The organism is Labrys okinawensis (assembly GCF_047345005.1).
Classification (GTDB): Bacteria; Pseudomonadota; Alphaproteobacteria; order Rhizobiales; family Labraceae; genus Labrys; species Labrys okinawensis.
This window is the reverse complement of record NZ_CP178864.1, coordinates 3,719,906-3,741,838: the sequence shown is the minus strand read 5'-3', so window position 1 is coordinate 3,741,838 and position 21,933 is coordinate 3,719,906. Positions and strand designations below refer to the sequence as shown.

The window sequence follows — 21,933 nt, the reverse complement described above, 5'->3', positions numbered from 1 at the left end:
GTTCATCCAACGGTCCTATCGCAATTTGGGTTACTGCCAACGAGGATGGGCTCAAGGATGAAAACTGTGCTTTTCGGCGCGGCGCTGACGGCTGCCGCCATGTTCATGACGCCGGTCTGGGCGGCTTCAGACGTCGTCACCATCTATTCTGCCGATGGCTTGCATGATGGCAAGGGAAGCTGGTTCGAGACCCAGTTCGATGCCTTCACCAAGGCGACGGGCATCAAGGTGCAGTACATCGAGGCCGGTTCCGGTGGCGTCGTCGAACGCGTTGCCAAGGAGAAGTCGAACCCGCAGGCTGACGTACTCGTCACCCTGCCGCCCTTCATCCAGCGCGCCGAAGGCGATGGCCTCCTGCAGAAGTACAAGCCCGACGCCGCGGCTGAAATCGAGGGCGGTAGCGATACTTACCAGCCTTTGGTCAACAACTACCTGAACTTCATCTACAACGCCTCCGCGCTCAAGGATGCTCCGAAGTCCTTCGAGGACCTGCTCGATCCCAAGTTCAAGGGCAAGATCCAGTATTCGACTCCGGGCCAGGCTGGTGACGGCACAGCCGTGATGCTGCAGGTCATCCATGCCTTCGGTAGCCGCGATGCCGGCTTCGACTTCCTGAAGAAGCTGCAGGACAACAATGTTGGCCCCTCCGCCTCGACCGGCAAGCTGACCGCTCTCGTCAACAAGTCCGAGCTGCTCGTCGCCAATGGCGACCTGCAGATGAACATGTCGCAGATGGATCAGAACCCGAATATCCGCGTGTTCTGGCCCGCCGGCCCGAATGGCGAACGCTCGACGATACCGCTGCCCTATTATATCGGCCTGGTCACCGGCGCTCCTGATGAGGACAACGGCAAGAAGCTCATCGAGTTCCTGCTCTCAAAGGACGCCCAGTCGACTGTCTCCTCGGTCGCCATCGGCCTGCCCGTACGCAAGGACGTCACTCCGACCGATGCCAACTTCACCAAGCTGAAGGAAGCGCTCAACGGCGTTACGATCTGGACCCCGGATTGGGCCAGCGTGCTCAAGGACCTTTCGGCCGACGTCGCCCGCTGGCACAAGGCTACGGAGGGCTGAGAATGTCGATGGCGGCATATGCTCCCGCGGGCACACAAAGGGCGGCGGCCGGGGCCGCCGATCAGGCAGGCTCCTCCGTTTCTTTCGATGGAGTGAGCGTCGCCTATCGTGGGCTTGTGGTGATGAAGCCGCTGACGCTCAGTGTCGAGGCGGGGGAAATCCTCGCCTTGATCGGGCCCTCGGGCTCGGGCAAGACTACCGCGCTACGCGCCGTCGCCGGCTTCGTGAGGCCTGCCAGCGGGCGCATCCGCATCGGCGAGACCGACGTGACGGATATGCCGCCCTATGAGCGTGGCCTGGCCATGGTGGTGCAGAACTATGCACTGTTCCCCCATATGCGCGTGGACCAAAACGTGGCCTTCGGCCTCAACGCCCAGGGCGCCCCGAAGAACCTCATCGCCGACCGGGTCGAGGATTCGCTGCGCATCGTCGGCATGTCCACCTACGCCAAGCGCTATCCGCGCGAGCTTTCCGGCGGCCAGCAGCAGCGCGTGGCCATTGCCCGCGCCCTTGCCGTTCGCCCCCGGGTGCTCCTGCTGGACGAGCCCCTGTCGGCGCTGGACGCCCAGATCCGCCGCTCCATGGTGGAGGAACTCGCCAAGCTCCACCGCACGCTTCCGCATCTCACCGTGCTCTATGTCACCCATGATCAGAGCGAGGCGCTGACGCTGGCCGACAAGATCGCGATCATGAAGGACGGCATGCTCAATGCCCATGGGCCCACAGCCGACCTCTATCGCCGACCGCCCAACCGCTTCGCAGCCGAATTCCTCGGCCGCGCCAATATTCTGCCTGTTTTCGTCGAGGACAATGGCAGCGCCAGCGGCTTTGCCAAGGTGCAGGTCGGCTCGGCCAGCGTGCTTGCCGCGGCGAGCGACCGACCGAACGGCAGCAAGTGCCTGCTCTGCGTGCGTCCGCAGCATCTCGCCCTCCAGCCCGAGGGTAGCGACGTCAACACCATCACTGGCACCCTCAAGGACGTGCATTGGCAGGGCGAGCTTACCCATCTCGTCCTCGATGTCGCCGACACGCCGGTGCGCGTGGTGGTGACGCGCCCGCCCGTCCTGCCGCCGGCGGGCAGCGCGATGAAGATCCACTTCTCGCCGTCGGACGCCAGCCTGATTCCAGAAGACGACCATGTCTAACGCCGTTTTTGCCAGCAGGCGTTCGGCCTTGCCTAGCCTGGGCGGCTTATGGATCGTGCCGCCAGCGATCGTCCTTGCAATCCTGTTCTTCTACCCGCTCGCCTTGATCGCGCGACAAGCCTTCCTCGATGAAAGCGGTCTCCTCAATGTCCAGCAATTCCTCGACGTGCTGGGTTCGCGCTTTTTCCTGAGCGCCTTGCTCAACACGATCGAGATAGCGGTGTCGGCAACGGCCGGCTGCCTTGTCCTCGGCCTGGTCCTGGGCTTGATCCTTGCCTTCGTGCCCTTCCCCGGCAGCGTGCTGGTGGCGCGGCTGATCGATACCTTCATCGCCCTGCCGACCTTCCTGGTCACACTGGCCTTCACCTTCCTATACGGGTCGGCCGGAATGCTGAATGGGGCGCTGATGCACACTTTTGGCCTCGGAGCGCCGCCAGTCGATTTTCTCTATTCGGCCTGGGGTGTGATTTTGGCTGAAGTCACGGTCTACACGCCCTTCATCTTGCGCCCCTTGCTTGCTTCCTTCTCGCTGATCGACCGTGGACAGATCGAGGCGGCCAGCATTCTCGGTGCCCGACCCTGGCGCATCGTGCGCCAGATCATCCTGCCGACCGCCGTGCCCGCCCTTATCGCGGGCGGGAGCCTTTGCCTGCTGCTGACGGTGAACGAATTCGGCGTCGTGCTGTTCATCGGCGCGAAGGGCGTGATCACCCTGCCGCTCCTCATCTACGACAAGGCGATCCAGGAATCGGATTACCAGACCGCCTGCATCATCGCCGTGGTCAATGTTGCGCTCTCGCTTGGGTTGTTCGGTCTCTACCGCTGCGTCGCGGGCAGGTTCGGAGTTTAGGGCCCTCCATCAGGTATGGATTGGAATTTGATGAGGTCAAAAATGATCAGATGGGAGGAGCGTCGCGCACGCCGATACATCCGTATCGGCACGCGGCGCGACGCTGCAACTGACCATTTTGCACCTCACCGCGAAGCGGCGGGGCGATATTGGTCGATGAGTGCGTCGCGTATCCTAGCAAGCCGAAAGGCTTGCGTCGTCACAATCCTTCTCCTCGGCCAATATCGCTCCCGTCAAATCCAATCCATACCTGATGGAGGGCCCTAAGATGCTGGTCTGGTCCCGCTCCGGTCGCATCGTGATCTGGGCTGTTGGTGCCCTGCTGCTCACCGTTCTCTTCCTGGCTCCGCTCGCGGTGATCTTGATGGCGAGCTTCGCCGACCAATGGAATGGCGTGCTGCCTTCTGGGGCGACGCTGGAGAATTACGGCGACGTCTTCACCGGCGCCAACGGCGATGCGGTCTGGGCGAGCCTGGTGACGGCGCTGCTGGCCAGCCTCCTGGCCCTGGCCACGGGCACGTGGGCGGCGCTCGCCCTGCGCCTACAGGGTGAGCACCTGCAAAAGCTGCTGGGGCTGTTGTTCTTCATTCCAAGCGCGGTGCCCTCCGTTTCGGTCGGCCTCGGCCTGCTGGTTGCCTTCAGCCAGCGCCCCATCCTGCTCAATGGCACGATCGCCATCGTGATCGTGGCTCATTTCGTGCTGATCTCGGCCTTCACCTTCGGCAACGTCTCGGCCGGCCTGTCCCGCCTTGCGCCCGATTACGAGCAGGTCGCCTCCTGTCTCGGCGCACGGCCGGCCTACCGCCTCTGGCATGTCACCCTGCCTCTGATCGCGCCCTACCTGATTGCGGCCTTCGGGCTGAGCTTTGCTCTTTCGATGGGCGAACTCGGGGCCACCGTGATGGTGTATCCGCCGGGATGGGTCACCCTGCCCGTTGCCATCTTCAGCCAGACCGACCGTGGCGCAATTTTTTCCGGTGCCGCGCTCACCATGGTGCTGGTTGCCGCCACGCTGTTGTTGCTGGTAGGCTTGGAGCGCGTCCCTGTGAAGGCCAGCACCAATCGCTGAGGCTGCCATGCGCAGGCGGATGTGCTTGAGCATTGAATGCCGGACGTTTCATGCCTAACTTCTGGGGCAGTAGCGACTATGGCATCGAACCTCATTTCTGAATCGGTTTCGATGCTGTAGATTCTTGTCGTTGCATCGTAGCGGTCGAAAACGATCTCCGGCTTTGCCCCGATGCTTTGAGGTTGCAGGACGCCATGACCCCTACCGTTTCCGTCAGCGAGCGCGCCGCTCGCCGGATTGCCAAGATCCTCCAGGGCGAGCCCTCGGGCTCGATGTTGCGCATCAGCGTCGAGGGGGGCGGCTGCTCCGGTTTCCAGTATAAATTCGTTTTCGATACGGAGCGTCATGAGGACGACCTTGCCATCGATCGGGAAGGTGCCACCGTGCTGATCGATGAGATGTCGCAGCAATATATGGAGGGCGCCGAGCTCGACTATGTCGAGGACCTGATCGGCTCCGCCTTCAAGATCAACAATCCGCAGGCGGTGGCAGCCTGCGGCTGCGGCACCAGTTTCTCCGTGTAGGCAGAAGCGCCTCTTCAGATTAACTCTTTGCTATCAAAAAGCATTTAGCGATTCCTAGTGGTTCAATCTGAAGGTGGAACACTCTCGTGCGTGTGGCAAGCTGGAACGTCAATTCGATTCGTCAGAGGCTTCCCCATCTGCTCGGCTGGCTGAAAGATGCCCAGCCTGACGTGGTCTGCCTCCAGGAAATCAAATGCCTGGATGAAGCCTTCCCCTCGCTGGAAATCGAGGCCATGGGCTACAATGTCGCCATCCACGGCCAGAAAACCTTCAACGGCGTCGCCATCCTCTCCAAGCATCCCTTCGACGAAGTGAAGGCGCGCCTACCCGGCGACGATGCCGACGAGCAGTCACGCTATCTGGAGGCGGTGATATCGACCGGATCCGGTGCGCTGCGCGTAGCCTCCATCTATTTGCCGAACGGCAATCCCGTCGGCACGGAAAAATATCCCTACAAGCTTGGCTGGATGGAACGCCTGAGAGTCCATATCGCCGGACTGCTAGCCCTGGAAGAGCCTTTCGTCATGGCGGGCGACTACAACATCATCCCCATGCCAGAGGATGCCAAGAACCCGGCTGAATGGGTAAATGACGCGCTGTTCCTGTTGCAGAGCCGCGCCAAGTTCCGCGAATTGCTGGCGCTAGGGCTGACGGATGCCTTCCGTGCCTGCGAGCACGGCCCGGGCCACTTCACCTTCTGGGATTATCAGGGCGGCGGCTGGCAGAAGGACAACGGCATTCGCATCGACCATCTTCTGCTCTCCCCGCAAGCTGCCGCCCGGCTCCAGGGGTGCGCCATCGACAAGGCGATGCGCGGCCAGGAGAAGGCTTCCGATCACGTGCCCATCCGCTGCGATCTCGCGCTCTGAAGTCAGAGTTAGACCAGGAAAACTATTGCGCCGGCGTGACCACGCCACCGCGCCGCGGCGTCGGTGGATTGAAAGTGGGGAAGTTGAAGCCTGGTCGATTCTGCCCGTTCCGTCCGGGACGGCCACCACCATATTGGCCGCAGAGCACGGCTCCTGCCGTTTGGGCGCAACTGAGAGCCATGGTCACCGGCGAGCCTCCTCGTCGGATCGTGCCACCCGGCAATACGGTCAGCGTATCGCCGGGGCGCCTGAGCACGGGGCAGTTCTGGCGCCTGCGTTCCTGGTCGATCGTCAGGCCTGCCTGGCGTGGGCAGATTTCGATGGCGCCTTCCCAGATGGTGTAACGCTCATAGGCAGCGCTGATCTCGGCCGTGAAATTGGTGCCGCGCACGCCGATGCCGGCCAGTGGCGTCTCAATCCAGTAGGCCTTCTTGCGCGAGACGCCGGTAGCGAAGCGGAAGACGCCCTTCGATAGGCCAACCACGACATCGCTGGCTTGCCCTCCCGAATAGACGAAACGATCGAGCTTGATGGAAGAGCTCGAGCCGAGAGCCAGCCGGGTCTGGTCGAGGAACTTGATCTCAAGAACGCCTGTGGGGCCGGTCTGCACGGTCTCGTCGCGATAGACGGCAACGTTGATGCCGAGATCCCCGGAAACCGTGCCGACCGCCGCCGGCGTCACACCCACCGCATCGCCTATCGCTTCGGCAGCGAGGGCTCCAGGCGAGACCAGCAATGATGCCGCGATAACCCCCAGGGCACGCAGAGATGAAAGGCGCGAAAGCGGCATGCCGGCAAACCTGTTGGAGCGAAACAGCCTCTGGAGGAGAAGGAAAGGCAAGACAGGGATATCGATGCATCATGACGCATTCGGACATCCGATCAAGGGGCCATTTCTACACTCCACATTGCCAGCCAATCTGTTCGGAACCTTGGAATAGGCCGACAAAATCTCTGGCAGAATGTTGCGATTTCATCCAGAAGGTAATTTGGACGTCCGAATATGAGCGTGACATCGATATGCGACTGAAACGCTTTCTGGGCTATCCTTTGATCATGGCCGTGCCGCTCCTGGTCGCCAGCCTGCTGACCCTCTTCTCCCCCTACCCGTTGCCTCGCCTCAGCGAGATCGTATTCGACGGCTATCAGCGCTGGCACGCACAGCACGGCGATCCCGACTCGCCCGTTCGCATCGTCGCCGTTGACGAGAAGTCCCTGGCCAAGGTTGGCCAATGGCCATGGCCGCGCGACACCATCGCCAAGCTGACGCAGAAGCTCACCGATGCCGGTGCGGCAGCTATCGTATTCGATATCGCCTTTGGCGAGCCCGACCAGAATTCACCCAACTTGCTGGTCAAGCGGTTGCCGACCAGCGAGGAGCGCAACGCCCTCGAAAAGGCGATATCGTCGACCGACGCTTCCTACGATGCCATTTTTGCAAGGGCGTTGAGACAGTCCCCCGTCGTCCTCGGCTTCATCGGGGGTGATGCAGGCACGCCAGTCGCCGCCGAGCCGAAACCGGCGACCCGGTGCGACGAAAAGAATGACCTGGTGCCGGCCTGCTTTACCATCCTGGGCGACGACCCAGTCGACTTCGTCCCACACTTCGATAGCGCGGTGATGCCGATTCCAGAGTTGTTCGATGCTGCCCAGGGCATTGGCGCCATCAACTGGATCCCGGAAGCAGACAGCGTCATTCGCAAGGTGCCCATGCTGATATCGGCGGGCGGCAAGCTGGCGCCTTCCCTGTCCCTTGAGGCAATACGCGTTGCACTGCGTGCCAGGAACATCCAGGTGCGCTCCTCCAACGCCAGTGGGCAGACGGCCTTCGGCCAGAAGTCCGGCGTCAACGCCATCCGGATCGAGAACGAGGGAAGCGATGCCGGCTCGCCGGCCCAAATCATCATCGACACCGAGTGGAACGGCGAGATCCGGCTGATCGCCCGCAGATCCGAGCCCGAGTCCTGGGTCTCGGCCTCCTCGGTACTCGACGGCTCGTTCAATCCAGACGACGTCCAGGGCCGCATCGTCTTCGTCGGTGCTGTCGCCATCGGCCTGCGCGATCAGAGAACCACGGCGGTCGAGCCGGCAATTCCCGGTGTCGAGGTGCACGCTCAGGCTGTCGAGCAGATCCTGGCCGGCGCCAATCTGGTGCGGCCGGACTGGATGCAGGCGGTCGAGGCCTTCCTCGTGCTCGCCCTCGGTGGGTTGCTTGCCTGGATCTTGCGGCGCACCCGCAATATGCCGCTCGTTTCGGCGACAGCAGGCCTCTCTATACCGATCCTGCTCGGCTCCTGGTCATGGATCCTCTTCGTGCGCGAAGGCTTCCTCTTCGACGCCGTGATCCCGGATATCGGCATTCTCAGCGTGTTCCTCACGGCGACGATCTACCACTTCCAGGAAGCCGAGCACCGCCGCGCCGAGGTACGTTCCATGTTCGGCCGCTTCGTGACGCCGGCAGTGGTCGAGCGCCTTGTCGAAGCGCCCGACCGCATCGTTCTTGGCGGCGAGATCCGCGAACTCACCATCATGTTCTCGGACGTGCGCGACTTCACGGGCATTGCCGAGAAGCAGTCGCCGGAGGGCGTCGTCTCGTTGATCCGTCGCATCCATACGCCCGCCACAGAGGCCGTGCTCAAGCATAGCGGCACCCTCGACAAGTTCATCGGCGACGGCATGATGGCGTTCTGGAACGCTCCGCTCGACATGCCCAACCATGCCTTGCTTGCCTGCAAGGCAGCGCTCGACATCGCCGAGATGGCCCGCAATTTCGAAGACCCGCCGATCAGGATCGGCATCGGCCTGCATACCGGGGAGGCCTGTGTCGGCAATCTCGGCTCCGAGCAGCGGCTCGAATATTCAGCGCTCGGAGACGCGGTGAACCTGGCCGCACGCATCGAGCCGCTGACCAAGATCTACGGCGTTGAAATCGTCGTCACGGAAGATACCTGCAAGGCTGCCAAAGACCTGCCCTTCCTGGAAATCGACCGCGTGACAGTGCGCGGCCGCGAGGGAGCCACTGGCCTGTTTGCCCTGCATACCGGCCCGGCCAGCCAGGGCTTCACCGATCTCCAGGCTGTCCAGAAGGAGGTCCTGGCCAATTACCGCAAGGGGGCCTTTGCCGAGGCGCAGGAACTGTTGCAGAGGAATGTTGCCCTCTATGAGGGAGCCTACAGCCGGCTGCATGCCTATTACACCAGCCACTTCAATAATTTGATTATGGATCCGAGAATCGACTGGCAGGGCGTGACCCAGCTCTGATCTGGGCTCTTCAAGTTTTTCAGGCAATTGCAGCCGATTTCTTGCGCTCAGGAGTGATCCTTGAGGAATTGCCCGAGATAGGTCAGGCACATGTCACGCTCATCCGGCGTGGCCTTGGCGAAGGCATCGTTGTAGAGGTCGATGATCCACTGGTCACCGTCGCCGGAGGCTCCGTCCCGCGCCAAGGTCAGATACATCAGGCCCCGGGCCGCCTGGCGGGGCATGTCGCCGCCCGAGAATAGCACATGGCCGAGAACCGCCTGGGCCGGGTGGTGGCCCTTGTCCGCGGCCAGACGCAGCCAGCGTGCAGCCATCATAGGATCGCGCTGCTGGGCGGCATTGCCGTCGAGATAGATACGGCCAAGATTGTACTGTGCATCGCTGTCACCGAAGTAGGTGGCGGCGTATTGGAACATCTCGTTGGCGTGCCTGGGATTGGGTTGGATGCGTGAATTCGGGATGCCGGTCAGGTAGTAGGAGCCGAGAGCCACGATGGCACTGGAGACGAAGCGGGCCTGCGGCGTATCCGGACTATCCTCGCCATGGGCATCCACGATCGCCTGATAATACTGGAAGGCCTTGTAATCGTCGTGAGGGACGCCATCGCCCTCCGAATACATGCGCGCCAGCTTCCACTGCGCTAGCGCATGGCCCTTGCTGGCAGCAAATTCCAGCATCTGCGAAGCCCCGGAGAGATCGCCTGCCTTATAGGCCTGCGTGCCCGATCGGAAGGCCTCCATCGGGGTTGGATCGTCGGCTGGCGTCTTGGTGCCATCGAAGGCATGCGCCCCCAAGCAACAGCCAAGCGTGAGCAGGACACCCAGGCCGCTCGCCTGCAAAACAGCGAGAATCCAAGCCGACCTCCCGCCACGGCGCAAACCGGCCGGAACCCTGCACGCAAGGTCTGGCGAAAAATGCCGCTCGGCTATGAGGGAAACATCGGTCATGGAGGACGAAGTAAAGGAAACTTCTGCCGATTTTTGGGCCACTTCACGGCGGCGCCCACGCAAAAGCGGCAAAGTTGATGGCTTTTTCACGACATCGGAGGACAGCGCCGCAACACCTCCCGTGCTGCGGTCATTGCCGCAGGCAACAAGGGCGACGTTCGCTGCCTGATTGTGAAAAGCCATATTCAAATTCGACCGCCACTCAACCACTATCACTGCCGTCCCGCCGGCGGCTGAGCACATGTACGCTCTCTGTCGGCGGGTCGAATTCAGCGTTTACTTTGTGGCAGGATCTAGGCCAAGCCAACGACGGAGCGGCGTAGACAGAAGACTTAAAATCCGTGTTGCTCGATTGCCACACAGCCCAATAAAGCATTAACTATAGTTGTCACGGTCGCACCCGAGGATAGCGAGCCGTGGCCTCAAGATCATCAAGATCAATGCTGTTGCGCATATATTGTTTGGAAGCATCCCTGAAAGGCTGAAAATCCCAGGGGCTTAGCTTTCCCGAGGTAAGGGCGGCGTCGACGACTCTACGGCGGCGCTGACTCTGCCGGACCGCCTCGTCGATCTCGGCAAAGTTCCAGCGCTCGGACGCTTCCTTGCGGAAGGCTTCGAGCACATCGGCGTGCTCCTGGCTGGTGGTAAGATTAGTGAGCTCCGCCGGATCGACGGTAAGGTCGTAAAGTTGATCCGGATCGACCGGCGAATGCACGAATTTGAAGCGGCCTCTTCGAATCATCATCACCGGGGCAATGGCGCCTTCGGCCAAATATTCGCCGATCACCTCGTCACGACCGCCCTCCCCCGTGCAATGCGGCACCAGGCTGTGGCCATCGATATCGGTGAGCGCCCTTGCAGCCTCGGGATCGGCCATGTCGACGAGGGTCGGCAGGATGTCGACAAGCGAGACGCTCTCTTCGACCCTGCGGGGCTGGTAGAGCCGTGGAGCCGAGATTATCAGCGGGACGCGGGCGGAGTTCTCGAACCAGCTCATCTTGTACCACAGTCCGCGCTCGCCCAGCATCTCGCCATGGTCGCTGGTGAAGATCACGATGGTGTCGTCGGCAAGGCCCGCCGCATCCAGCGCCTTCATCAGCTTGCCGATATTATCGTCGATATAGGAGATCGCTCCGAAATAAGCGCGGCGAGCGTTGCACAGCTGCTCCGCGGTAATGTCGGCATTGTCCATGTCGCAGACATGGCGCAGACGCTTGGAATGGGCATCGAGATCGCCGGGCGCCATGTCATGCTCGGGCAGCGGGATCTCGACATCAGCGTAAAGATCCCAATACTCCTTCGGGATCGCATAGGGATCGTGCGGATGGGTCATCGATGCGATCAGGCAGAGCGGGCGCTTGTCGGAGCTGCGCACGTGGTCATAGATCGCCCGTTGGGAGGTGAAGACCACCTCGTCGTCGAAGTCGAGCTGGTTGGTGCGCACCGTCTGCCCGGCGTCCGTCACCGAGGACATGTTGTGGTACCAGCTCGGCCGCCTTTCCGGGTGGTCCCAGTCAGGCGTCCAGCCATAATCCGACGGGTAGATATCGGTAGTCAGGCGCTCCTCGAAGCCATGGAGCTGGTCGGGGCCGCAGAAATGCATCTTGCCGGACAGTATCGTTTTGTATCCTGCGCGGCGCATATAATGGGCCCAGGTCGGAATATCGGCACGAAACTCCGCCCCATTGTCGTAGACCAGCGAGCGCGACGGCAATTGCCCGCTCATGAACACGGCGCGCGAGGGCGAGCAGAGCGGCGAATTGCAATAGGCACTGTCGAACACGACACCCCGCTCCGCGAGCTTCGAGATATTCGGCGCCTTGACGAGATCGAAGCCATGGATCGGCAGGAAAGCGGGCGAAAGCTGATCGACCATGATGATGAGGATGTTCGGCTTGGTCTGTGACATGAACGCTTGAGACTCTGGACGGCGGGATCGGCGATTGTTGTAAGACACCGCCGAACAGGCCTTGCCCGCATCCGACGCGGGCTGGCTTCCGCGACGCTTTTGGGACTATTGGAAGGCATTCGGATTCAGGTTTGACACCATGGCCACTGCCTTGCCCCACCTCACGACAATCGGTTTCGACGCCGACGACACGCTCTGGCAAAGCGAGCAATATTTCGGCGTCGCCCATGAGGAGTTCGTCGGACTGCTCGCCGACTTTGCCGACCGCGAAGCGCTGCTGGCCCATCTGCTCGAAACCGGAATGCGCAATGTGCGCAGCCATGGATTCGGCATGAAGACCTTCACTTTTTCGATGATCGAAACGGCGATCGAAATCAGTGGCGGAAAGGTGCCCGCACCCACGATTGGCAGGATCCTGGCGATCGGCAAGGAGATTCTCAGCCATCCGGTCGAACTTCTTCCGGGCGCCGGCGAGACGGTGGAAAAACTGGCTGGATCCTACCGGCTGGTGCTGATCACGAAGGGCGATCTGTTCCACCAGGAAAGCAAGGTCGAGCAATCCGGCCTCAAAGGCATGTTCGAGGCCGTCGAGATCGTCAGCGAGAAAAGCGCGGACACCTATGCCCGCGCCTTCTCGCGCCACGGCGACGGGCCGGCCAACAGCATGATGATCGGCAATTCGCTGAAATCGGATGTGATACCGGCCCTCCAGGTTGGCAGTTGGGGCGTTTACGTCCCCCACCATCTGACCTGGGTCTACGAACACGCCGAAGCGCCCTTGCACGAACCGCGCTTCAGGGAGATCGAGGGCCTGCAGAAACTTGCTGCATTGATTGAGACGCTGAAGGAATAAGGGGGCGGGTCTTCAAACCCGCCCGGAAACACAGTCCTGTGACGAAGGCGCGTTTGAAAGCGCCCCTTTCACAGCCCCGCCAGCGCGTCCTGCAATTTGGCGTGGCGAACCGTCGCTTCCTCCAGCCGCTCGCGATTTTCCTCGATCACCTCTTCCTTGGCGCGGGAAATGAAGTCGGGATTGCCGAGTTTGGCGTTGATCTTGGCGATCTCGCCATCGATCTTGTCCATCTCCTTCTTGAGACGTGCCTTCTCGGCTTCGATGTCGATCACACCCTCGAGCGCCAGCGCCGCCACGGCACCACGGGCGATGATCTGCACCGATCCCTTCGGCGCCGCCGGGGCGTAGGAGATCTCGCTGATGCGGGCGAGGAACTTGAGGGTGTCGCCATAGGCAGCCACGCGTGCTTCCACGGCCGGCGAGGCATTCACCATCACAAGCGGCGTCTGCGCGCCGCCGGGGACACCCACCTCGGTCTTGATCGAACGGATCTGGGAAACGAGATCGACCAGCCAGCCGATCTCCTCATCCGCCTCGGCATTGAAGAGCCCGCCGAGATCCGGCCAGGGGGTGAGCGCGGCAAGTTGCCCACGCGGCTGCGGCCCAGCGGTCACCGTCCACAATTCCTCGGTCATGAAGGGCATGAAGGGGTGCAGCAGGAGCGTTGCCTGGTCGAGGATGAACGCCACCATGGCGCGTGTCTCGGCCTTGGCCGCGGTATCGCCATTGTCGATCAGCGGTTTGGAAAGCTCGACATACCAATCGCACACCACGTTCCAGATGAAACGGTAGACCGCGCCGGCAGCGTCATTGAAGCGATAAGCTTCGATGGCGCGCTGGATCTCCCCCACTGCCTTCTCAGCCTCGCCGGCGATCCAACGGTTGAGCGCGATCTTGGCGGTCTTCGGGTCGAAGGAAGGATCGCGCACGCAGCCCTTCATTTCGGCAAAGCGCGTGGCATTCCACAGCTTGGTTCCGAAATTGCGATAGCCCTTGACGCGGTCGATCGACAGCTTCACGTCGCGCCCGGGCGCCGCCATGGCAGCCAAAAAGAAGCGCAGCGCGTCAGCCCCATAGCGGTCGATGCCATTGGGATAGAGCTTGCGCGTCTCGGCGGTCACATGGGCGATGTCGCGCTTGTCAGCCAGCGCAGAGGTGCGCTTGACAACCAGCTGCTCCAGCTCGATCCCGTCGATGATGTCGAGCGGGTCCATCACGTTGCCCTTCGACTTCGACATCTTGGCGCCCTTCTCGTCGCGGACGAGGGCATGGATGTAGACGTCGCGGAACGGCACGTCGTTCTGGGTGAACAGGCCCGTCATCATCATTCGGGCGACCCAGAAGAAGATGATGTCGAAGCCCGTCACCACCACCGAGGTCGGATAATATTTGGCGAGTTCCGGCGTCTTACCCGGCCAGCCGAAGGTCGAGTAGGGCCAGAGCGCCGAGGAAAACCAGGTGTCGAGCACGTCCTCGTCGCGCGTGATGGCAGCGCCGGCTCCCCATTTGGCGTCGGCCTTGGCGCGGGCCTCGGCTTCGTCGCGTGCGATGACATAGTCGCCATCAGGACCATACCAGGCCGGGATCTGATGGCCCCACCAGAGCTGGCGCGAGACGCACCAGGGCTGGATGTTCTCCAGCCAGTCGAAAAAGGTCTTCTCCCAGTTTTGCGGCACGAAGCGGGTCTCGCCGCGACGCACGGCGTCGACGGCCTTGTCGGCGAGCGGGCGGACGTTGACATACCACTGGTCGGTCAGCCAAGGCTCGATCGGCACGCCAGAACGGTCGCCATGCGGCACCTGGTGCTTGTGCTTCTCGACCAGCACCAGACGACCGGCCGCCTCCATGTCCGCGACGATGCGCTTGCGCGCCTCGAAACGCTCCAGGTTGCGGTAGGCCTCAGGCACGGCATCGTTGAGATGGGCTTCGGCCGTGAAGATGTTGATCACCTCAAGGTCATGCCGGCGGCCGACCTCGAAGTCATTGAAGTCATGGGCCGGCGTGATCTTCACCGCGCCGGTACCCTTCTCCGGATCGGAATAGTCGTCGGCGACGATCGGAATCAGGCGGCCGACCAGCGGCAGCCTCACTCGTTTGCCAACCAGATGGGTGTAGCGCTCATCGGTGGGATGCACGGCCACCGCAGTATCGCCAAGCATGGTCTCGGGACGAGTGGTCGCCACCGTGATGGTCTCGCCCGTCTCGTTGCCGGCATCATCGACCACAGGATAGGCCAAATGCCACAGGTGCCCGTTGATCTCCTCCTGCACCACTTCGAGATCCGAAATGGCGGTAAGGAGTTTCGGATCCCAGTTGACGAGGCGCTTGTCCTTGTAGATGAGGCCTGCCTCGTTCATGCGCACGAAAATCTCGATGACGGCCTTGGAAAGCCCCTCATCCATGGTGAAGCGCTCGCGCGACCAGTCGCAGGAAGCGCCCAGGCGCTTCAACTGATTGATGATGGTACCGCCGGATTCTTCCTTCCACTTCCACACATAGTCGAGGAACTTCTCGCGGCCGATATCGCGCCGATGGATCTGGCGCTCCTGCAACTGGCGCTCCACCACCATTTGGGTGGCGATGCCGGCATGGTCGGTGCCAGGCTGCCAGAGCACATCCTTGCCGCGCATACGCTCGAAACGGCAGAGGATATCCTGCAGCGTGTTGTTGAGGGCATGGCCCATATGGAGCGAACCGGTGACGTTCGGCGGCGGGATCACGATCGAATAGGGCGCTGCGGTCTTGCGGTCTTCGCGGCCGGCACGAAAGGCACCCGCTTCTTCCCAGGCCGCCGACACGCGCGGCTCGACGCTGGCGGGATCAAAGGTGGTCTCGATCATGATGTTCTTTCAAGGCAATGCTGAGCGCGACCCGACAGGGCAGCGATATTCGCGTGGTTAGTGGCAGAAACATCGCCCGAAAGTCAATGAAACCGGTGGAGTGTGATCGCCATCGGCCTCCGCGTCCGTCGACGGACTATCGAGTGCTGTCAAGCACGATTGCAACGGCTGAACAGGCCACTTCGTCACAGCTTGATCTTGCAAAACGATACGGCATTGCCGTATGATACCTTAGATGCCGCCTGTTCCCACGCATTCCATTGTCGAGACCACCGCCTTTACCGGTCAAGCCCGGCGGCTTGAGGTCACGGCCGAAGAAATGGCGACTCTCTATGACACATATGCTGCCAACCCGTCCTATGGACAGATCGTTCGCGGTACAGGCGGCCTGCGGAAAGGAAGGATTTCGAAGTCAGACACGGGAAAGAGTGGCGGATATCGTGTCTTCAGCTTTTTTGCGGATGAACGCGACCCCGTATTTTTCCTCTGGATTATCGACAAATCCGAGGATGAGACACTGACTGATGCTCAGGAAAACGCCTTCAAGCGCCTGACATCGCAGTTAAAGAAGGAATTGCGAAATGAAGGACAATGATTTCAAGGGCATTCTAGCTGGGCTCGATGACGCAATTTCCTTCGTGCAGGGAGATGCATCGCGCGCTCGCGTGATCGCAGAGCTGGATGTGAAGGCGATCCGTGAGAGAACGCGCAAATCCCAGCCTCAGTTTGCCAAGGCATTCCATATCCCCATTGGAACGCTTAGGGACTGGGAGCAAGGACGGCGCGTGCCGGATGCTCCGGCGCGTGTGCTGCTGTCCCTCATCGACCGTGATCCTGAGACTGTCGAGAAACTCCTGACTGCTGCTTAGCGTTGCAAGGGTCGCGGATTTCGTGACGCGCTCCCTTTATGGAATTTGAGAAGACAGAAGGCCATTACTACGGCTCCTCATTTTGTGGCAGGTTCCAGTGGCGTGGTCCAGTCAGGCGAACATACCGGTCTGGAACCATTTCCACCATGACCTCCAGTGCTCTTGCGCTATCGTTGCTGAACTCAAGCTTCTGCGTTGAGTCTGCAAACGGGCCAAAAAGACGTTCCAAGTCTCACCCCTTGGCTTTCGACGCCTTCTCGGCCTTCTTGACCTCCCGGTAGCGTTTGGCCCAGCCAACGATTTCGACCTGGCGGCCGCGGGCGACCGCCAGGGCATCCTCCGCAACATTGCGCGTGATCACCGATCCGGCTCCGACATTGGCGTTGTCGCCTACCTTGACGGGTGCCACCAGCGCCGAGTTGGAGCCGATGAAGGCCCCTGCCCCGATATCGGTCTTGTGCTTGAGATAGCCGTCATAGTTGCAGGTGATGGTGCCGGCGCCGATATTGGCCTCGGCCCCGACACGGGCGTCGCCGATATAGCTGAGATGGCTGATCTTTGCGCCCTGCTCGACCTGGGCGGCCTTGATCTCCACGAAATTGCCGACCTTGACATCCCTGCCGAGATCCGCTCCCGGCCGCAGGCGTGCGAACGGCCCCACCGAGGCCCCGCCGGCCACCTTGGCGCCTTCGAGATGCGAGAAGGCATGGATCACCGCGCCGGATTCGATCTTCACGCCCGGCCCGAACCAGCAATTGGGCTCGACAATCACATCATTGCCGATCACGGTGTCATAGGAGAAGAACACTGTCTCCGGTGCGATCAGCGTCACTCCCTCCTTCATGGCGGCGGCACGCAGGCGGACCTGCATCATGGCCTCGGCGGCGGCGAGCTGGGCCCTGTCGTTGACGCCATGCACCTCCTCCTCCGCAATCGGACGAGCCACAGCCTTCAGGCCGCGCTGGTGCGCGATCTCGGCGGCGTCGGTGAGGTAATACTCCCCCTTGGCATTGGCATTGCCGATGGCGTCCAGCAGCGCAAGGCTGGTCTCGCCACGGAGCGCCATCAGTCCGCCATTGCAGAAGCCGATGGCCTTCTGGTCGGGCGTAGCGTCCTTCTCCTCGACGATCCGGGTCAGCGCACCATCCTCGACAATCAGGCGGCCATAGCCGGTGGGGTTGGCAGCGTGGAAGCCGAGCACGGCAACATTGGCACCGTCATCGAGAGCCGCCTTCAGGGTCTCGATCGACTGGGCACGCACCAACGGCGTATCGGCATAGAGCACGATGACGTCCTTGCCGCCCAGCAGGGCCTGACGCGCGGCCAGCACGGCATGTCCCGTGCCCTTGCGCTCGGCCTGGGTGAAGACCGTGCAGCCTGGAAAGTCCTTCTGCGCAACCGTGGCGACATCCTCGCGCCCGGGCCCGACCACCACGGCTGCATCGTCAATGCCGGCCTCCCGCACGCTCGCGAGGACATGCGCGAGCATGGGCCTGCCCGCGATGGCGTGCAGCACCTTTGGCAGCGATGACTTCATGCGGGTGCCCTCGCCGGCGGCGAGGATTACAGCGAGGGTTGGTCTGGCCATGGAATCATCCGGAAAAGTGCGACAGGTTGTCTTTAGAGCAATACGCGTTTTGCGATTCTTGCCGATTCCGTCAGATTGCAAAACGCTTTAGCCGTTATTGGGAAGGCGGGCCTGTCGCGCAAGCCTTCCCATCGGCGAAGACGAAACCTTACGACAAGAAAATGGAAAGTTCCTTGCTTCCATCATGAGGCCGTCACGATTCTTCGGCTGATGGAGGGTCAGCGGGTCCTCAGTCGGCATGGAAGCTGGCGGAACAATTGTGTCCAGCAGTTGTTGCCTGTCACCGTATCACCTATGGTGACCTGCGACCGCACCTCCTTCGAAGGGACCTCCCTGCCCTCTCACCCGCACTGCGCCTTTCAAAAGCGCGTTAAGAAGCCCATGAACAGACGCGACTTTTTGACATTTGCGACCATCGCCGCTGGCGCCCTGGCCTATCCCTGCCGCGCGATGGCCGCAATCGATGCGCCCGGCCTGAAGGAAGGCGAGGTGTTTTCCCGCGACAAGCTGCTGGATTACGCCAAGAACCTCGCCAAGAGCAGCTATCAGCCCCCGGATCCGACCCTGCCTTCCGCACTGCAGAACCTCGATTACGAGCAATATGTCTCGATCCGCTTCCGACCCGACCGGGCGATCTGGAGCACGGATCACCGCGGCTTCGTGATCGAGCCCCTGCATCGCGGCTTCATCTATGCCGCTCCAGTCGATCTTTTCACGGTCGAGGATGGCCGCGTGCTCGTGGTGCCCTACGAGCCGGATATGTTCGATTTCGGCAAGATCGCGCCGCCGGCCGCCGATTCGAAGCTCGGCTTCTCCGGCTTCCGTCTGAAATCGCCAATCGACGCCCCGGATCGTTTCGATGATTTTGCCATCTTCCAGGGTGCCAGCTATTTCCGCGCCATCGCCAAGAACCAGGTCTATGGCGCCGTGGCACGCGGCCTTGCCGTCAACACCGGCGAGGCGACGGGTGAGGAATTCCCCTTCTTCCGATCCTTCTGGATCGAACGCCCCGCGCAGGACGCTCAAGACCTGGTGGTCCATGCCTTGCTCGATTCGGAAGCGGCGACCGGCGCCTTCAAGCTGACGCTGCATCCGAACGACCCGACGACGATCGATGTCGAATGCACCATATATCCCCGCGTGAAGATCGACCATGTCGGCATCGCCCCGCTGAATTCCATGTATCTGTTCGGCACGAACGACCACAAGGGTGTCGATGACGTGCGCGTGGCCGTGCATGCCTCCTCCGGCCTCCAGATGCTGTCGGGCGGCGGCGAATGGATCTGGCGCCCGCTGCAGAATCCGGAAAATCTGCAGATTTCCGCTTTCGTCGACAAGGCCCCAAAGGGGTTCGGCCTGCTGCAGCGCGACCGCAATCCCGCCGATTTCGAGGACAGCCGCCATCGCTACGAGACACAGCCGAGCGTATGGGTCACCCCCAAAGGCGATTGGGGCGAAGGCTCGATCCAGCTGGTGGAAATACCCAGCGACGCCGAGATCCACGACAACATCATCACCTATTGGCGACCCAAGAACCCGCTGGAAATAGGGCAGGAATATCCCTTCAGCTACCGCACCACCTGGTGTTGGACGCCCCCGCAGCAGCCGCAGATGGCGCTCGCCCATGCGACCCGCGTCGGCGCCCTCGGCGAGAAACGCCGCCTTTTCGTAATCGATTTTCAAGGTGATCTTTTTTCGAACCCCGATAATCTCAACGGGGTAACGCCGGATATCACCGCCAATCCTGGCAAACTCAGCGATGTGAGTTTGACTCTCGACACGGACCGGCGCATCGGACGGCTGACCTTCGGGCTTGAACCGGGCAGCGAGACCTATTCGGAAATGCGTGCCGTCCTGATGAAGGATGGCAAGCCAGTGAGTGAGACGTGGCTTTATCGATGGACACCGTAGCGGATCAACCCGGCACAGACACACCGGCCCTCTCGCGGGAAAGGCCAGACCTCCGGCCTGCCATGCCCGAGGAGAATCAGCTGTCGATGCCGATCCAGTCGCTATCGAAGTGGTCTCGCGCCGAGGAACGTTCCTGGATCCACCCGGCGCTGCATCACGGCTCCTGGGCGATTCGACTATTCGTCTTCGGCGGCATGATCCTGCTAACGGCTTTTGGCGCCTGGGAAATGTACAAGGTGGTCGAGGTCGGCGGCGTCACCCTGCTCGAGTGGGCGTTGGTCTGCCTCTTCGTCCTGAACTTCTCCTGGATCGCGCTCGCCTTCACCGCGGCAATCGCAGGCTTCGTCTATCTCTTGTTCCATCGGCGCATCACGCAGCCCCTGCCTCCGCAGCTGGCAACCCGCACCGCGGTGCTGATGCCGATCTACAACGAAGCGCCGAGCCGCGTCTTCGCGGCAATGCAGGCGATCATTGAATCGGTGGAGCAGACCGGTCTCGGCAGGGCCTTCGAGTATTTCTTCGTCTCCGATACCACGGACCCCAATGTCTGGATCGCCGAGGAGCGCGCCTTCGTAGCCATGCGCGAGCGCCTCGGCCCCAATGTCGCCTTGTGGTACCGCCACCGCCAGCGCAACACCAATCGCAAGGCCGGCAATATCGCCGACTGGGTGACACGCTGGGGCGGTTCCTACGATCACATGCTGGTGCTGGATGCCGACAGCCTGATGACCGGCGGCGCCATCACGCAGCTTGCCGCCGCCATGGAGCGCGATCCCGATGCCGGCATCATCCAGACCCTGCCGCTGATCATCAACCGCAACACGCTGTTCGCCCGCATCCAGCAATTTGCGGCCCGGGTCTATGGTCCGGTGATCGCCGAGGGCCTGTCGCTCTGGATGGGGCATGACGGTAATTACTGGGGCCACAACGCCATCATTCGCACCAGGGCCTTCGCAGCCCATTGCGGTATGCCTGATCTCTCTGGCAAACCTCCCTTCGGTGGCCACATCCTTAGCCACGACTTCGTGGAAGCGGCCCTGATCCGCCGTGCCGGCTATGCCGTCTACATGCTCAACGACGTCACCGGCTCCTATGAGGAAAGTCCGCCATCGCTGATCGATCTCTCGGCCCGTGACCGGCGCTGGTGCCAGGGCAACCTCCAGCACGCCCGCGTGATGGGCGCCAAAGGCTTCCATCCCTGCACGCGCCAGCATTTCGCCAACGGCATCTTCTCCTATCTCGCCAGCCCCCTCTGGCTGCTGCAGTTGCTCGTCGGTCTGACCATCGCCCTGCAGGCGCATTTCATCCGCCGCGAATATTTCACCGACGAGTTTTCGCTGTTCCCGGCCTGGCCGGTGTTCAACGCCGAGCTCGCTCTGGCACTCTTCGGCGGCACCATGGGCATCCTGCTCGCACCCAAGTTCTTCGGCATCATCATCATGCTGCTGGACGGTCCCAACCGCAGGGCCAGTGGCGGCGCCATCCGCCTTGTGCTGTCTGGGCTCATCGAGATCTTCCTTTCGGCCCTTCTGGCACCGGTGATGATGCTGATCCAGTCGGGCTCGGTGTTCGAAATCCTCGTCGGCCGCGATTCCGGCTGGAAGCCGCAACGACGGGACGATGGCTCGATACCCTTCGGCGATATCGTCAAGCGGCACCGCTCGCACACGATCCTCGGCCTGTTCGCCGGCGTTGCCGCCTATATCATCTCGCCGTATCTGTTCACCTGGATGTCGCCGACCATCATCGGCCTGCTGCTCGCCATCCCGCTGTCGTGGGCTTCCGGCCAGCTCAGCATCGGCTTGTGGCTGCGCCGCCACGGCTTTCTGGCAACGCCCGAGGAAACCCATCCGCCCGAGGTGGCCACCCGCGCCAATATCCTTAGCGAGGAACTCGCCGCGGCGGGCGAGGATGACAGCGATGCCATCGAGGTCGTCTATCGCGACGCCGATTTCCGCGCCTTGCACGAGACCATGTTGCCGGCTTCGCCGATACGCGAGCGTGGCCGTTTCGAACAGGACCGCGTGATGGCGCAGGCCAAGATCGCCGAGGCCGCCTCGATCGAGGAAGCGGTGAAGTGGCTGAACCCAAAGGAGCGCTTCGTGGCATTGCACGATCGCGGGCTGATCGAAAGCCTGTCACGCCTGCACCAGCCGACCAAGGCGCAGGAACCCGCCTGAGCGTCCGGTCGATAGCCTTTCCTGCCTGGCAGAAACAACGGGTA

General features: G+C 61.7%; 17 protein-coding genes. 12 read left to right on the top strand and 5 right to left on the bottom strand.

Features of this window, described 5'->3' with window-relative positions:
* Nucleotides 1–57 precede the first annotated feature (57 nt).
* From ACMDCR_RS17570 to xth, 6 genes are all read left to right on the top strand, one after another.
* Nucleotides 58–1,074 (top strand): 2-aminoethylphosphonate ABC transporter substrate-binding protein, encoded by a 1,017-nt coding sequence (locus ACMDCR_RS17570; protein WP_413987845.1) that lies wholly within the window; start codon nt 58–60, stop codon nt 1,072–1,074.
* A 2-nt stretch (nt 1,075–1,076) separates the two neighbouring features.
* Nucleotides 1,077–2,219 (top strand): ABC transporter ATP-binding protein, encoded by a 1,143-nt coding sequence (locus ACMDCR_RS17565; RefSeq protein WP_413987844.1) that lies wholly within the window; start codon nt 1,077–1,079, stop codon nt 2,217–2,219.
* On the top strand, nt 2,212–3,069 hold the full coding sequence (locus ACMDCR_RS17560; RefSeq protein ID WP_413987843.1) for a 2-aminoethylphosphonate ABC transporter permease subunit: 858 nt from the start codon (nt 2,212–2,214) through the stop codon (nt 3,067–3,069). Before ACMDCR_RS17565 ends, ACMDCR_RS17560 begins: the two co-directional genes overlap by 8 nt.
* A gap of 268 nt (nt 3,070–3,337) precedes the next feature.
* Nucleotides 3,338–4,138 (top strand): ABC transporter permease subunit, encoded by an 801-nt coding sequence (locus ACMDCR_RS17555; protein ID WP_413987842.1) that lies wholly within the window; start codon nt 3,338–3,340, stop codon nt 4,136–4,138.
* Nucleotides 4,139–4,332: 194 nt separating this feature from the next.
* Nucleotides 4,333–4,662: an iron-sulfur cluster insertion protein ErpA gene (gene erpA, locus ACMDCR_RS17550; RefSeq protein WP_413987841.1), complete on the top strand. Its 330-nt coding sequence runs from the start codon at nt 4,333–4,335 to the stop codon at nt 4,660–4,662.
* 86 nt (nt 4,663–4,748) lie between these two features.
* A complete protein-coding gene (xth, locus tag ACMDCR_RS17545; protein WP_413987840.1) occupies nt 4,749–5,531 on the top strand; it encodes an exodeoxyribonuclease III in 783 nt (260 codons plus the stop codon).
* A 22-nt stretch (nt 5,532–5,553) separates the two neighbouring features.
* On the opposite strand, the gene ACMDCR_RS17540 is transcribed toward xth, so the two are convergent.
* Nucleotides 5,554–6,321, bottom strand: coding sequence for a FecR domain-containing protein (locus tag ACMDCR_RS17540; RefSeq protein WP_413987839.1), 768 nt, complete (start codon nt 6,319–6,321; stop codon nt 5,554–5,556).
* 230 nt (nt 6,322–6,551) lie between these two features.
* Here ACMDCR_RS17540 and ACMDCR_RS17535 point away from each other — a divergent pair, with 230 nt between their 5' ends.
* Entirely contained in the window at nt 6,552–8,792 is a 2,241-nt protein-coding gene (locus ACMDCR_RS17535; RefSeq protein ID WP_413987838.1) for a CHASE2 domain-containing protein, read from the top strand.
* A gap of 47 nt (nt 8,793–8,839) precedes the next feature.
* Here the strand turns inward: ACMDCR_RS17535 and ACMDCR_RS17530 are convergent, their stop codons facing one another.
* Together ACMDCR_RS17530 and betC are read right to left on the bottom strand one after the other, a co-directional pair.
* On the bottom strand, nt 8,840–9,586 hold the full coding sequence (locus ACMDCR_RS17530) for a tetratricopeptide repeat protein (protein WP_413987837.1): 747 nt from the start codon (nt 9,584–9,586) through the stop codon (nt 8,840–8,842).
* A 541-nt stretch (nt 9,587–10,127) separates the two neighbouring features.
* A complete protein-coding gene (gene betC, locus ACMDCR_RS17525) occupies nt 10,128–11,648 on the bottom strand; it encodes a choline-sulfatase (RefSeq protein ID WP_413987836.1) in 1,521 nt (506 codons plus the stop codon).
* Nucleotides 11,649–11,787: 139 nt separating this feature from the next.
* Between betC and ACMDCR_RS17520 the strand changes: the two genes are divergently transcribed.
* On the top strand, nt 11,788–12,501 hold the full coding sequence (locus ACMDCR_RS17520) for an HAD family hydrolase (protein WP_413987835.1): 714 nt from the start codon (nt 11,788–11,790) through the stop codon (nt 12,499–12,501).
* A gap of 68 nt (nt 12,502–12,569) precedes the next feature.
* On the opposite strand, the gene ACMDCR_RS17515 is transcribed toward ACMDCR_RS17520, so the two are convergent.
* Complete coding sequence (locus tag ACMDCR_RS17515; RefSeq protein WP_413987834.1) at nt 12,570–15,341, bottom strand: valine--tRNA ligase; 2,772 nt, start codon at nt 15,339–15,341, stop codon at nt 12,570–12,572.
* Between the two features lie 235 nt (nt 15,342–15,576).
* Here ACMDCR_RS17515 and ACMDCR_RS17510 point away from each other — a divergent pair, with 235 nt between their 5' ends.
* Both ACMDCR_RS17510 and ACMDCR_RS17505 read left to right on the top strand, forming a co-directional pair.
* Nucleotides 15,577–15,936, top strand: coding sequence for a type II toxin-antitoxin system RelE/ParE family toxin (locus ACMDCR_RS17510; protein WP_413987833.1), 360 nt, complete (start codon nt 15,577–15,579; stop codon nt 15,934–15,936).
* Entirely contained in the window at nt 15,923–16,210 is a 288-nt protein-coding gene (locus tag ACMDCR_RS17505) for a helix-turn-helix domain-containing protein (protein WP_413987832.1), read from the top strand. The genes ACMDCR_RS17510 and ACMDCR_RS17505 overlap by 14 nt, the downstream gene beginning before the upstream one ends.
* A gap of 232 nt (nt 16,211–16,442) precedes the next feature.
* On the opposite strand, the gene glmU is transcribed toward ACMDCR_RS17505, so the two are convergent.
* A complete protein-coding gene (gene glmU / locus ACMDCR_RS17500; RefSeq protein WP_413987831.1) occupies nt 16,443–17,798 on the bottom strand; it encodes a bifunctional UDP-N-acetylglucosamine diphosphorylase/glucosamine-1-phosphate N-acetyltransferase GlmU in 1,356 nt (451 codons plus the stop codon).
* A 381-nt stretch (nt 17,799–18,179) separates the two neighbouring features.
* Here glmU and ACMDCR_RS17495 point away from each other — a divergent pair, with 381 nt between their 5' ends.
* Nucleotides 18,180–19,709: a glucan biosynthesis protein gene (locus tag ACMDCR_RS17495; RefSeq protein ID WP_413987830.1), complete on the top strand. Its 1,530-nt coding sequence runs from the start codon at nt 18,180–18,182 to the stop codon at nt 19,707–19,709.
* Complete coding sequence (gene mdoH / locus ACMDCR_RS17490) at nt 19,697–21,889, top strand: glucans biosynthesis glucosyltransferase MdoH (protein WP_413987829.1); 2,193 nt, start codon at nt 19,697–19,699, stop codon at nt 21,887–21,889. The genes ACMDCR_RS17495 and mdoH overlap by 13 nt, the downstream gene beginning before the upstream one ends.
* Nucleotides 21,890–21,933 lie beyond the last annotated feature (44 nt).